Below are 12,340 nucleotides of genomic sequence, written 5' to 3'. Positions count from 1 at the left end.
TTCGTACCTTTGCATTATGCTTTCAAAAAAGACCAAATACGGCCTTAAAGCCCTGACTTATGTCGCAAAACAACAATGTGTAGAGCCTGTACAAATAGGAGCTATCGCTAAAAGCGAAAATATTTCTCAGAAATTTCTTGAGAGTATTATGCTTTCTCTGCGAAAAGCCGGATTTCTGGGATCTCGCAAAGGTAAAGGTGGCGGCTATTATTTAAGAATGCCTGCAGAGGAGATCAAAATGGTAGATGTCATGCGTATTCTTGAAGGTCCTGTAGCGATGGTGCCGTGTGTGAGCTTAAATTTCTATGAAAAGTGCGAAGATTGCCCTGATGAAGCGACATGTTCCGTACATAGTTTGATGATTCAGGTGAGAGATAGCACCTTAAATGTGCTGAATAACAACACCCTCGCCGATATAATTAAAGAATAACTGAAAAAATCTCATTTTTTAGGTCGCATATTAATAATCAATTAAAACTTTTAAAAATTTTCCCAAAAGCCTTGTCTGCGTCGACGATGGGAGTTACTTTTGTCACAAATCCTAGTACTCCGATAGGATTTAAATATTTTTGAATGGAAACAGTAGAACATGTAAAAGAAAATCTTGATTATTACAATCAGATTTTACGAGATAAATCAGTTGAAGAAGTAATTGAGTTTGCATTAAGCATTTCTTCGCGCCCTATATTAACCAGCAATTTTGCCCCTTATTCTGCATCATTGATTCATGCAGTCAGCAAAGCGAAACCGGGAATTAATCTCGTATGGTGTGATACGGGTTTTAATACAGATGCAACTGTAGAATTCTCACAAACCATAAAAGAGGAGTTACCTGTTAATCTGTGTGTTTACAAATCTTTAGTAGATCACAATTTTGATGAGGTACCAAGTTCTGATAGTGATGAGTTTGAAGATTTCGTGAATACTGTAAAACTAGAGCCTTTTCAAAGAGCGCTAGATGAACACAATCCTGATCTTTGGTTTACTAATATAAGACGCGGGCAGACTGCTTACAGAGACACTTTAAATATTCTAAGTGTAAACGGAGAGAACATTTTAAAAGTAAGTCCATTCTACTTTTGGTCAGAACCTGAACTTCATAATTATTTGAAAGAAAATAATTTGCCTAATGAGTTCAGATATTACGATCCTACCAAGCCAAAATCTAATTTAGAATGCGGAATTCAGCTTTAAGCTGAAAAATTAAAAAAACAAGCCATGCAAAGTTTTAGAACCGAAATAGAGAATCCTGTCGTAGAACGCGATATTATAGAGCTGGAAAAAAAGATTCGTCTTTTTAAAGAGGGAAAGATTGATGAAGAGCGTTTTCGTAGTCTGCGTTTAGCGCGCGGTGTTTACGGGCAGCGGCAGGAAGGTGTGCAGATGATACGTATAAAACTCCCTTACGGTAAAGTAAAAGGAGAGCAACTTGTGCGTATTGCAGATGTGGCAGATGAATATTCTACAGGTAAATTGCATATAACCACAAGACAGGATATACAAATACATTATGTAAGTCTAGATCGCGCTCCGGAATTGTGGGCAGAACTTGAGAAAGATGATGTTACTCTGCGTGAAGCTTGTGGTAACACGGTGCGAAATGTAACAGCCAGCGAGACGGCTGGTATTGATGCCAATGAAGTTTTTGATGTTTCGCCTTATGCGCATGCTGTTTTTCAGTTCTTTTTAAGAAATCCTATCTGTCAGGAAATGGGAAGGAAATTTAAAATTTCGTTTTCTTCTACAGATGAAGATACAGCTCTTGCTTTTATGCACGATTTAGGTTTTATTCCTAAGATTAAAGATGGTGAAAAAGGCTTTCAGGTAATGCTGGGTGGCGGTTTAGGTTCACAACCTCGCCAGGCAGATTTGTTGTATGAATTTTTGCCGGTAAATAAATTGATCCCTACTGTAGAAGGTGTATTACGTATGTTTGACAGACATGGTGAGCGCTCTCGTAGATTAAAAGCCAGAATGAAATTCCTTATAAAAGATATAGGGAAGGATGCTTTTATGGCAATGGTAGAAGAAGAGCAAAAAGCACTTTCTTATCATACTTATGAAATTGACACTTCAGATTTTGAAAAACCTGTTGTTTTCAGTGATGCTGTGATTCCACAAGTTGAGATCACTAATCAAACAGCGTATGATGCCTGGAAGCGTACCAACGTTTTTGAACAAAAACAAAAAGGACTTTACGCTATCGGATTAAAGGTGAGATTAGGCGACTTTTCGACCCAAAAAGCCCGATTTTTAGCCGGTTTGATCAAGAAATATGCTTCTAATGAATTGCGTCTTACACTAAGACAAAATATTTTGCTTAGAGATATTCGCGAAGAAGCTTTACCGTTTTTCTTTACAGAATTACAAAAACACGGTTTTGCAAATCCCGGTTACAATACAACTGCAGATATTACGGCTTGCCCGGGAACAGATACCTGTAATCTTGGTATTGCTAGCAGTACTGGTATCGCAGATGTTCTTGAAGGTGTTCTTCATGAAGAATATCCTGAGTATATAAATAATAAAGAGCTTACAATTAAGATAAGTGGCTGTATGAATGCCTGTGGGCAACATAATATGTCGCACATCGGTTTTCAGGGAATGTCTATTCGTACTCCTGAAAAATTGGTTGCACCCGCATTGCAGGTTTTACTTGGTGGCGGAGTTTTAGGTAACGGTCAGGGAAGATTTTCTGACAAAGTGATCAAAATTCCCAGTAAACGTGGGCCACAAGCTTTGCGCACTATTTTAGACGATTATAAAGAAAATGCTAACGGAGCTGCTTTTCTTGATTATTATGATGATAAAGGGCAGAAATATTTCTACGAAATTCTAAAACCTCTTTCTTCTACAGATGATCTTGTGGAGTCTGATTTTATAGATTGGGGTAATAATGAGAAATATGTACAGGAAGTTGGCGTGGGCGAATGTGCCGGTGTTGTAATAGATCTTGTACAAACACTTTTGCTTGAAGCGAAAGATAAATTGGGCATGTCTATTGAAGCTTTTGAAGAGAAAAAATGGGCCGATAGTATTTATCATACTTACGCTGGTTTAGTTAACGGCGCAAAAGCATTATTGCTTGCTGAAGATGTGAAAACCAATACACAAGCAAATATTATTGCAGAATTTGATAATGCCTTTGGCGAAAATAGTGAAGTTGTTTCCGGGAAATCTTTTTCCGAACTTGTATACCAAATAAAGGAGAACGAACCTACGGCAGCTTTCGCGGAAGCGTATCTAGCCGAAGCTAACGCATTCTTCGATCGTGTAGACACGTATCGCAAAAACCAATTGGCTCATGCAAACTAAAAATCCCAGACTAACAATTGTAGGCGCCGGGCCCGGTGACCCGGAGTTGTTCACGTTAAAAGGTATTAAGGCTTTAGAAAGTGCAGATGTTGTATTATATGATGCACTGGTTAATCCTGTTTTATTAGATTATGCGCCTCATGCAGAGCAGATTTTTGTAGGTAAACGAAAGGGTTGTTATGCGTATCAACAAGAGCAGATAAATGAGCTTATTGTAAGCAGGGCAAAATCTCATGGGCATGTGGTTCGACTAAAAGGAGGAGACCCTTTTATTTTTGGTCGCGGTGCTGAGGAAATGGAATTTGCAGCTCAACAAGGTATTGAAGTTGCTATGGTTCCCGGGATTTCATCGTCGCTTGCTGTGCCCGCTTCTCAGAATATTCCGCTTACAAAAAGAGGAAGTTCAGAAAGTTTTTGGGTAATTACAGGTACCACTAAAGAGCATAAAATTTCAAAAGACGTTGCTGTTGCTGCACAATCTACTGCCACAGTTGTGATTCTTATGGGAATGAGCAAACTAGCAGAGATAGTTGCTATTTTTAGTGAGAACGGAAAACAAAATATGCCTGTAGCCATTATTCAAAGTGGTACTACGGCAGAAGAAAAAATAGGTATTGGCACGATTGAGACTATTGAAAGCATAGTTGCTGAAAATGAGTTATCAAACCCGGCCATTATAGTGATAGGAGAAGTGGTTAAAAATCGGGAGGATTTGCTCAAATATCAGGCAAATTATGCCGAAAATCAGCAGACATGGTAGGAGAAGAGCGTAATACATTATATCCGGTTTTTTTAAAAGTACGCAGTCTTAATATACTCATTGTGGGTGGCGGGAATGTGGCTTTAGAGAAACTTACTTTCTTACTAAAATCTAGTCCTGATGCTAATGTAGAAATGGCAGCGCCTTTCTTTAGAGAGGAAACGATTGCTTTGGCAAATAAGTTCAACATCAAGATGGTGAAGAAAAAATACAAGCCATCTATGTTAAAAAATAAGCACATCGTAATCGCTACAACAGATAGTGAGAAAGTTAACAGACGTGTTTACAAAGGAGCTCGTAAGCGTTACATTTTAGCAAATATTGCTGATGTTACTGATCTTTGTGATTTCTACATGGGCGGGATTGTAACTAAAGGTCATGTAAAAATCGCAATCTCAACTAATGCGCAATCGCCAACTACAGCAAAACGCTTACGTCAATTTTTTGAAGATGTAATTCCGGAAGATATTGACGAATTAGTTAAAAATTTAAATGAATACCGCAAGACTATAAAAGGTGATTTTGAAGAAAAAGTTGAAAAGCTGAATGAATTTACTAAAGGTCTTGTTTCAAAATAAATATGCATAAAATGGGTCTAAAACCCGCTAAAAGAGTGAAAAAATGATTAAAACAGATATTCTAATAATAGGGGCGGGTCCCACAGGTTTATTTACTGTATTTGAAGCCGGTTTATTAAAACTAAAATGTCACCTTATTGACGCTTTAGCACAGCCTGGCGGGCAATGTTCTGAGATTTATCCTAAAAAACCTATCTATGATATTCCTGGTTTCCCGGAAGTTTTAGCAGGAGATCTTGTGAATAATCTTATTGAGCAGGGGAAACAGTTTCAGCCTGGTTTTACCTTAGGAGAACGTGCAGAAACTATTGAGAAATTAGACGATGGTACTTTTATTGTTACCACAAATAAAGGAACAAAACACCATGCGCCTGTAGTGGCTATCGCTGGAGGTCTGGGGAGTTTTGAGCCTCGTAAACCACCTATTCCTAACATTCATAAATATGAGGATAAGGGTGTTTCTTACATGATTAAGGATCCTGAAGTTTACCGTGGTAAAAAAGTAGTAATTGCCGGTGGTGGTGATTCTGCTTTAGACTGGAGTATTTTCTTAGCAGATATCGCAGAAGAAGTGACCTTGATTCATAGAAGAAATGAGTTTAGAGGAGCTCTTGATTCAGTAGAGAAGGTACGTGAATTAAAACTTCTTGGCAAGATCAACCTTATTACTCCAGCAGAAGTTGTTGGTCTTGAGGGTGCTGAGTACGTCACAGGTGTTTCTGTAAAACAAGGCGATGAACAATATATCCTTGAAGCAGATGAGTTCATTCCATTATTTGGACTTTCACCTAAATTAGGACCTATTTCAGAATGGGGATTAGAGATCGAGAAAAATGCAATTAAAGTTGATAATTCATTAGATTATCAAACCAATATTCCTGGTATTTACGCAATAGGAGATGTGAATACATATCCTGGTAAATTGAAACTGATCTTATGTGGTTTCCATGAAGCTACGATGATGTGTCAGTCTGCTTACCAACGTATAAACCCAGGTAAGAGATATGTGCTTAAATATACTACGGTTTCTGGTATAGATGGTTTTGATGGTTCTCGTAAAGAGGCAGAGAAAGCAGTGGTACAGTCTATAGAATAAGAAAAGTTATTTTTTAAGTTAGTGTTTATAAATAAGAAAGTCCGCTCTCAAAGGCGGACTTTCTTTTGTTATTAGTTATTCAATTTGAGCTATATGAAATATCTCTTTTTATATTGATTTACAAAACCTATGAGAATATCTTTATTCAAAGGTTTAGTTATATATTGAATCACGCGATTGTAATTTTTAGCTTTCTCAACATCAAATGGGCTTGTACTAGAAGTGACAATAACCACTTTGGCATCAGTGTTTTTTTCTTCCATACGGTCAAGAAATCCCCAGCCATCAATGTCTGGCATATTAAGATCTAATAGAATAAGGTTGGGTTGATTTTCTTCTAATTTATCAAGCGCCTCCTTAGGATCTATAAAATCATATACAAACTTTGAAACTCCCGCAATGTCTATAATTTTCTTATTAATAAAATTTGTGATCTTTTGATCATCTACAAGAAATATCTTCAATTCTTTAGTGTCTATAGGTGCTGTCATTATGAAACAGAGAGTTTATCAATTTCCCCAGAACTCATCTCAATTACACTTTTAAGCGTTTCATCAAGTTCAAGTGCAGATTCTTTGAGGTATTGTAATACTTCTTCCTGCAACTGTTCCGGACTGTAAAATTCAGATATCTCAAGTAATCCCAATATTCTGCTTAAGGGCTCTCTAACGTTATGTGCGTTAAGTCTGGAGATCTCTAGTAGTTTATTGTTTTTACCTCTTATTTCCTGAGTTCTCAGGTCGATAATGTCTTTCTGATTACTGTTTATTTTTCTAATCTCTTCATTTTTATTTTCAATGATCAAAATTGCTTTTTCAAGATTCTTATTTTTAGCGTTCAGTTCTTCCTGAAGCCTTATTTGCAAATATTTAGTTGTGAAACTATCTACCAGCAGATTGAGAATCTCGACATCACTTTGATCAAAAAGCCTTATTTCATCTGTTACTACAGACGCGCATACCTGAGCTGAATTATATTGATAAAACCAGCCCCATAATTGTGGGTTCTTCATTTGAGAGCAATCTATAAACTCATCAAAACGACAATCTTCAAAATAGGTGCTGAATGGAATTTTATCACTAAGAAGTTTATTTTCAAAAGAAAATAGGTCTTTCTTGTAATTAGCGATCCAGAATTTACCCGTTTTAAAAGTGAAAATCTTTACCTTTTTTTCAGTTAGAAATATTATTCTGAATAATCTATAATCAAATAGATATTTGAGATTTTTACTTACTATTGCCGCCAGTTCATTAACATCTTTCGCTTTGCTCAAATTTCCAGAGAACTTGGAGAAAGCCTCATAGGTGATGCGGTATTTTGCTGAAGAGTCCAAGAATAGATAGAGCCTTAAACTAGGCTTTAGCTTCTAAAAGTTCGTTATCTATCTTGATACCAGAGATATCTGCAATAGTATTCAACATATTCACAAGATCAGCCTGAGCCATTAGTTCCTGAACTTCCTCTTGATCAAAACCGGCTTCTTCTAACAGATTAAAATCTTCATCTGTAATTTGAGCCGGGCGTAAAGCCGCTTTTGTTACAACTTTAATAGCAGTTCTGTAGCTTTCTGGTATCAAGCTTGAGTCAAGATCTTCAGTTACCCTAAAGCTTTCATTATCATTAATCATCTGGCTCATGCTATCTGCAAAGATGCCATGTGCCTGTGCGCAATAGTTACAACCTTTCTCGCGGGATACATTATAGATAATCAACTGTTTTAAAACGTTAGGGACATCTCCCATCATAAGGGTAGATTTAAGCTTTGCCCAGTTACCCTGAAGTAAAGTGGCGTTATTACCCTGACATTTAAACCAGTTGAGAACAAAAGGAATTTGAAGTGTCTTTTTAGTATCGTTATAGATTTCCTGAACTCGTGGTGAAGCCTCATCGTAAGAAACAATCTTAAATCTTGACGTTGAGGGATTTGATGTAATAGTAGAATCTTGCATAGGTTAAATATATTTGGGGTGTAAACATAGCAGATTTTTTATGAAAAAACTAACTGCTTGTAAGATAAGCACTGTATTTTCTTTGTTAAATATAATTTTTAACGATTTTTTAATGTTTTTAATCGATTTTCTGGTGCCATGGGATGTTTTTTGAGAAATTCCCGAGCTTTTATTTGGTTTTGTAATTGTTGTTTTACAATATTTGTTTTTTAGAAAGTTCAGCTATTTATTGAAATTTGTTATCAAGAAAGGCAGAGGGAGAGACCCGGTGAAGCCTTAGCAACCCTTACCTGTTAAGAAGGTGCTACATTCTACCATTTATTTGGATAGATAACGTTACAAGCTGAAACGGCTTATACTTCTCATCTTACTTGATAAATTTATACATACCTGCACTACCTTTGCAGGCAGTTTATTTCATTCAAATATTAAGCGCATATCTGTGCTGCTGCTTACAATAAAATATAACGAGACATGAGTAAATTAGAAAAAGCAATGAGCGAGCGTATCCTTATCCTTGACGGGGCAATGGGTACTATGTTACAGCGCTATAAGTTTACAGAAGAAGATTTTAGAGGAGACCGTTTTAAAGACTGGCAATTGCCATTGCAAGGTAATAATGACCTGTTGTCTTTAACGCAGCCCACCGCAATTGCAGACGTACACCGCAAGTATTTTGCAGCAGGCGCAGACATTGTAGAGACTAATACATTTTCTGGTACCACTATCGCGATGGCAGATTATGGGATGGAAGATCTGGTGACTGAGTTGAATTATGAATCGGCAAAGATAGCCAGACAAGTAGCAGATGAGTTTACTGCGGCAGAACCGCACAAACCCAGATTTGTTGCCGGTGCTATGGGGCCAACTAATAAGACCGCCAGCATGTCGCCAGACGTTAATGATCCCGGTTATCGCGCTATAACTTTTGAAGAACTAAGAAAAGCATACAAACAACAGGGAGAAGCTTTACTTGACGGTGGGGCAGATATTTTGCTGGTAGAAACCATTTTTGATACGCTTAACGCGAAAGCGGCCTTGTTTGCGATAGAAGAAATAAAAGAGGAGCGCGGTATAGAAATACCGGTAATGGTAAGCGGTACAATAACAGATGCTTCAGGACGTACTTTGTCTGGTCAAACAGCAGAAGCTTTCTTAATATCTATAGACCATCTGCCACTGTTATCTGTTGGCTTTAACTGTGCCTTAGGCGCAGACCAATTAACTCCGTACCTCGAGGTCGTTGCTTCGCGCGCAACATGTGCAATTTCTGCATATCCCAACGCAGGTTTACCAAATGCTTTTGGTGAGTATGACGAGAGTCCGAGTGAGATGGCAGCACAGATCAAAACATACCTTGATCGCAATCTTATAAATATTATAGGTGGCTGTTGTGGTACTACACCAGAGCATATAAATGCAATAGCAGAATTAAGCAAGAATTACAAGCCCAGAAAACTAGCTGTAGCAGTATAAAAATCGGGTAAAAAAGCATAAAAAGCAGAAAGGTTACTTATATAATGAACGATTTACAACCCAGATATCTTAAACTTTCAGGACTAGAGCCCCTGGTAATAACTCCTGAAAGCAATTTTGTAAATGTAGGAGAACGCACCAACGTAGCAGGATCTCGTATGTTCTTGCGCCTGATAAAAGAAGAAAAATTTGATGAAGCTCTTGCTGTTGCACGACATCAGGTAGAAGGAGGCGCACAGATCATAGACATTAATATGGACGATGGTCTTATAGATGGTAAAGAGGCAATGGTTAGGTTTTTAAATCTCATTGCAGCAGAACCAGATATATCGCGTGTGCCCATAATGATAGACAGTTCTAAATGGGAGATCATTGAGGCGGGTCTGCAGGTAGTACAGGGTAAATGCGTTGTGAATTCTATAAGCTTAAAAGAAGGGGAAAAGGAATTTATAGATCACGCAAAACGTATTAAAAGATACGGTGCGGCAGTAATTGTCATGGCTTTTGATGAAGTAGGCCAGGCAGATAACTTTGAAAGAAGAGTCGAAATAACACAGCGCAGCTACGATATTTTGGTAAATCAGGTCAAATTCCCGCCAGAGGATATCATTTTTGACTTAAATATATTTCCTGTTGCTACCGGGATGGATGAGCACCGCAGAAATGCGATCGATTTTATTGAAGCGACGCGCTGGGTGCGAAAAAATCTTCCATACGCAAGTGTAAGTGGTGGTGTGAGTAACGTATCTTTTAGTTTTCGTGGAAACGATAAAGTGCGTGAGGCGATGCATTCGGTGTTTTTGTATCACGCTATAAAAGCCGGGATGAATATTGGGATAGTAAATCCTGCGATGCTTGAGATTTACGACGATATCCCAAAAGACCTGCTTGATCACGTAGAAGATGTTATACTAGACCGAAGAGATGATGCTACAGAACGTTTACTCGATCTTGCCGAAACCGTAAAAGGTTCGTCTAAAGAGAAAGTGGTTGATCTTTCCTGGAGAGAAGAGCCGTTACAAAATAGAATTACAAGGGCGCTGGTAAAAGGTATAGATCAATATATTCTTGAAGATATTGAAGAAGCTCGTCTTGCATCTGCTAAACCTATTGAAGTTATAGAAGGTCATTTAATGACGGGGATGAACATCGTAGGTGATCTTTTTGGTAGTGGTAAAATGTTTCTTCCGCAGGTGGTAAAGTCGGCTAGGGTGATGAAAAAAGCTGTTGCTTATCTCCTTCCGTACATAGAGGAGTCCAAAAAAGCCCCCCAACCCCCAAAGGGGGAGCAGTACTGGCAGACGGCAGATCCTATGCTTTATGGATTAATGAAAGAGCATGTTAAGGAAATGCGGAACCAACCTACTGAAGCAGAAAATATTCTTTGGAATCACTTAAGCGGAAAAAAACTGGATGGTTATAAATTTAGAAGACAACATATAATAGGATCTTATATAGCCGATTTTATTTGTCTTAAAAAAAATCTTATTGTTGAGGTTGATGGTCTTATTCATGAACTTCCAGACCATAAGAAGAGTGATGAAGAGCGAACTGCATGGCTTGAGGAAATGGGTTACCATGTAATCCGTTTTAAAAACGAGGAGATTTTTGAGCAAACTGATAAAGTTCTCGAAGAAATTTTAGAAAAATTGAATGAAGCTCCCCCTTCGGGGGCGGGGGGGGCTGGCAAAATATTAATGGCAACCGTGAAAGGCGATGTGCATGATATTGGTAAAAATATTGTGAGTGTTGTTCTCGCTTGTAATAACTATGAGATTGTAGATCTAGGCGTTATGGTGCCGCCAGAAAAGATTATAGCTGCCGCGAAAGAACATAATGTTGAAATTATTGGATTAAGCGGACTTATCACTCCGTCGCTTGATGAGATGGTGTTTCTGGCTAAAGAAATGAAACGTCAGGATTTTACAGTTCCTTTATTAATAGGTGGCGCGACAACAAGTAAAGCGCATACCGCTGTAAAAATTGATCCGGAATATGAGAATGCAGTCGTACATGTAAATGATGCCTCGCGCGCTGTAACCGTAGTGGGTGACTTGTTAAATCCGGCTTCGGCGACAGCTTATAAAGACCGTGTGAAGGTAGATTATGCAGACTTTAGAGAGAAGTTTTTAAAACGCGGTAAAAAGAAAGAATACCTGAAGATTGAGGAGGCGCGCGAAAACAAATGGAAACTTAACTGGACCGATTTTCAGCCTTTTAAACCGAATTTTTCAGGTATTGAGGTGATAAATGATATTGACTTTAATAAGTTGGTTGAATTTATTGACTGGTCTCCATTTTTTAGAAGTTGGGATCTGCATGGTAAATATCCAGACATTCTTACAGATGATGTTGTGGGAGCACAAGCACGCGAACTTTTTGACGATGCAAAAGAATTACTAAAGCGCGTTCTTGACGAAAAATTATTGACGGGAAAGGCGATTTTTGGTCTTTTTGAGGCAAATACCATCAATGATGATGATATCGAGGTATTGCTAAAAGATGAAGAAAATAGAAATGATGAAAAGTTTATTTTCAGAACATTAAGGCAGCAAAGTAAAAAAGCCGTGGGCAGGCCTAATATTGCTTTGTCAGATTTTATTGCTCCTAAAGAAACCGGAAAAACAGATTATATAGGTTGTTTTTGTGTAAGTACTGGTTTTGGTACACAAGAGCTTGCTAAAAAGTTTGAAGCCGATCATGATGACTATAACAGCATTATGATAAAGGCGCTTGCAGACCGTTTTGCAGAAGCTTTTGCCGAATATTTGCACAAAGAAATTCGTACCAATTACTGGGGTTATGCAAGTGATGAAGATCTTACTAATGAAGATCTTATTAAAGAGACCTACAAAGGTATTCGCCCTGCACCCGGTTACCCGGCCTGTCCTGATCATCTTGAGAAACTCACGATCTGGGATTTACTTAAAGTGAAAGAAAATATAGGTGTAGAACTCACAGATAGTCTGGCGATGTGGCCCGCAGCATCGGTTTCCGGGTATTATTTTGCTAATCCTGAAGCCAGATATTTTGGGGTAGGCAAAATAAAAATGGATCAGGTAGAAGATTTCGCCTTGCGCAAAAATATAGATTTGCTAACCGCAGAAAAGTGGTTAAACCCTAATATTGCAGATGATTAATAGAGTAGTCAATTGGTTTGTTTCGC

At 38.0% G+C, this 12,340-nt stretch carries 11 protein-coding genes and 1 riboswitch; of the genes, 8 read left to right on the top strand and 3 right to left on the bottom strand.

Annotated elements, in window-relative coordinates; genetic code table 11:
• The first annotated feature begins 16 nt into the window (after positions 1-16).
• The 6 genes from ACH3O9_RS05315 to ACH3O9_RS05290 all read left to right on the top strand — a co-directional run bounded on the left by ACH3O9_RS05315 (position 17) and on the right by ACH3O9_RS05290 (position 5,749).
• Entirely contained in the window at positions 17-430 is a 414-nt protein-coding gene (locus ACH3O9_RS05315; protein ID WP_416445011.1) for an RrF2 family transcriptional regulator, read from the top strand.
• A gap of 143 nt (positions 431-573) precedes the next feature.
• On the top strand, positions 574-1,194 hold the full coding sequence (locus tag ACH3O9_RS05310) for a phosphoadenosine phosphosulfate reductase family protein (protein ID WP_416445009.1): 621 nt from the start codon (positions 574-576) through the stop codon (positions 1,192-1,194).
• 24 nt (positions 1,195-1,218) lie between these two features.
• On the top strand, positions 1,219-3,315 hold the full coding sequence (locus ACH3O9_RS05305; RefSeq protein ID WP_416445007.1) for a nitrite reductase: 2,097 nt from the start codon (positions 1,219-1,221) through the stop codon (positions 3,313-3,315).
• Positions 3,305-4,075: a uroporphyrinogen-III C-methyltransferase gene (gene cobA / locus ACH3O9_RS05300; RefSeq protein ID WP_416445005.1), complete on the top strand. Its 771-nt coding sequence runs from the start codon at positions 3,305-3,307 to the stop codon at positions 4,073-4,075. The genes ACH3O9_RS05305 and cobA overlap by 11 nt, the downstream gene beginning before the upstream one ends.
• A complete protein-coding gene (locus ACH3O9_RS05295) occupies positions 4,069-4,653 on the top strand; it encodes a precorrin-2 dehydrogenase/sirohydrochlorin ferrochelatase family protein (RefSeq protein WP_416445003.1) in 585 nt (194 codons plus the stop codon). The genes cobA and ACH3O9_RS05295 overlap by 7 nt, the downstream gene beginning before the upstream one ends.
• Positions 4,654-4,696: 43 nt before the next feature.
• Positions 4,697-5,749, top strand: a complete 1,053-nt coding sequence (locus ACH3O9_RS05290) for an NAD(P)/FAD-dependent oxidoreductase (RefSeq protein ID WP_416445001.1) — start codon at positions 4,697-4,699, stop codon at positions 5,747-5,749.
• Positions 5,750-5,838: 89 nt separating this feature from the next.
• On the opposite strand, the gene ACH3O9_RS05285 is transcribed toward ACH3O9_RS05290, so the two are convergent.
• Genes ACH3O9_RS05285 through ACH3O9_RS05275 form a run of 3 tightly spaced genes read right to left on the bottom strand, consistent with a single transcriptional unit; the run spans position 5,839 to position 7,698 of the window.
• Positions 5,839-6,240 (bottom strand): response regulator, encoded by a 402-nt coding sequence (locus ACH3O9_RS05285; RefSeq protein WP_416444999.1) that lies wholly within the window; start codon positions 6,238-6,240, stop codon positions 5,839-5,841.
• Entirely contained in the window at positions 6,240-7,082 is an 843-nt protein-coding gene (locus tag ACH3O9_RS05280; RefSeq protein WP_416444997.1) for a hypothetical protein, read from the bottom strand. The genes ACH3O9_RS05285 and ACH3O9_RS05280 overlap by 1 nt, the downstream gene beginning before the upstream one ends.
• Before the next feature lie 19 nt (positions 7,083-7,101).
• Positions 7,102-7,698, bottom strand: coding sequence for a carboxymuconolactone decarboxylase family protein (locus ACH3O9_RS05275; protein WP_416444995.1), 597 nt, complete (start codon positions 7,696-7,698; stop codon positions 7,102-7,104).
• A gap of 236 nt (positions 7,699-7,934) precedes the next feature.
• A riboswitch (SAM riboswitch) is annotated at positions 7,935-8,035 on the top strand.
• A gap of 137 nt (positions 8,036-8,172) precedes the next feature.
• Between ACH3O9_RS05275 and ACH3O9_RS05270 the strand changes: the two genes are divergently transcribed.
• Complete coding sequence (locus ACH3O9_RS05270; RefSeq protein WP_416444993.1) at positions 8,173-9,174, top strand: homocysteine S-methyltransferase family protein; 1,002 nt, start codon at positions 8,173-8,175, stop codon at positions 9,172-9,174.
• A 44-nt stretch (positions 9,175-9,218) separates the two neighbouring features.
• Positions 9,219-12,314 (top strand): vitamin B12 dependent-methionine synthase activation domain-containing protein, encoded by a 3,096-nt coding sequence (locus tag ACH3O9_RS05265; protein ID WP_416444991.1) that lies wholly within the window; start codon positions 9,219-9,221, stop codon positions 12,312-12,314.
• Positions 12,315-12,340 lie beyond the last annotated feature (26 nt).

It is taken from the genome of Leeuwenhoekiella sp. A16, from assembly GCF_047946675.1.
GTDB lineage: Bacteria > Bacteroidota > Bacteroidia > Flavobacteriales > Flavobacteriaceae > Leeuwenhoekiella.
This window is presented reverse-complemented; position numbering and strand designations above follow the sequence as displayed.

What these genes read in the sequence shown, in the direction of transcription:
- ACH3O9_RS05315 (WP_416445011.1), top strand. Translation starts at nt 17, where the DNA reads ATGCTTTCAAAAAAGACCAAATACGGCCTTAAAGCCCTGACTTATGTC.
- ACH3O9_RS05310 (WP_416445009.1), top strand. Translation starts at nt 574, where the DNA reads ATGGAAACAGTAGAACATGTAAAAGAAAATCTTGATTATTACAATCAG.
- ACH3O9_RS05305 (WP_416445007.1), top strand. Translation starts at nt 1,219, where the DNA reads ATGCAAAGTTTTAGAACCGAAATAGAGAATCCTGTCGTAGAACGCGAT.
- cobA (WP_416445005.1), top strand. Translation starts at nt 3,305, where the DNA reads ATGCAAACTAAAAATCCCAGACTAACAATTGTAGGCGCCGGGCCCGGT.
- ACH3O9_RS05295 (WP_416445003.1), top strand. Translation starts at nt 4,069, where the DNA reads ATGGTAGGAGAAGAGCGTAATACATTATATCCGGTTTTTTTAAAAGTA.
- ACH3O9_RS05290 (WP_416445001.1), top strand. Translation starts at nt 4,697, where the DNA reads ATGATTAAAACAGATATTCTAATAATAGGGGCGGGTCCCACAGGTTTA.
- ACH3O9_RS05285 (WP_416444999.1), bottom strand. Translation starts at nt 6,240, where the DNA reads ATGACAGCACCTATAGACACTAAAGAATTGAAGATATTTCTTGTAGAT.
- ACH3O9_RS05275 (WP_416444995.1), bottom strand. Translation starts at nt 7,698, where the DNA reads ATGCAAGATTCTACTATTACATCAAATCCCTCAACGTCAAGATTTAAG.
- ACH3O9_RS05270 (WP_416444993.1), top strand. Translation starts at nt 8,173, where the DNA reads ATGAGTAAATTAGAAAAAGCAATGAGCGAGCGTATCCTTATCCTTGAC.
- ACH3O9_RS05265 (WP_416444991.1), top strand. Translation starts at nt 9,219, where the DNA reads ATGAACGATTTACAACCCAGATATCTTAAACTTTCAGGACTAGAGCCC.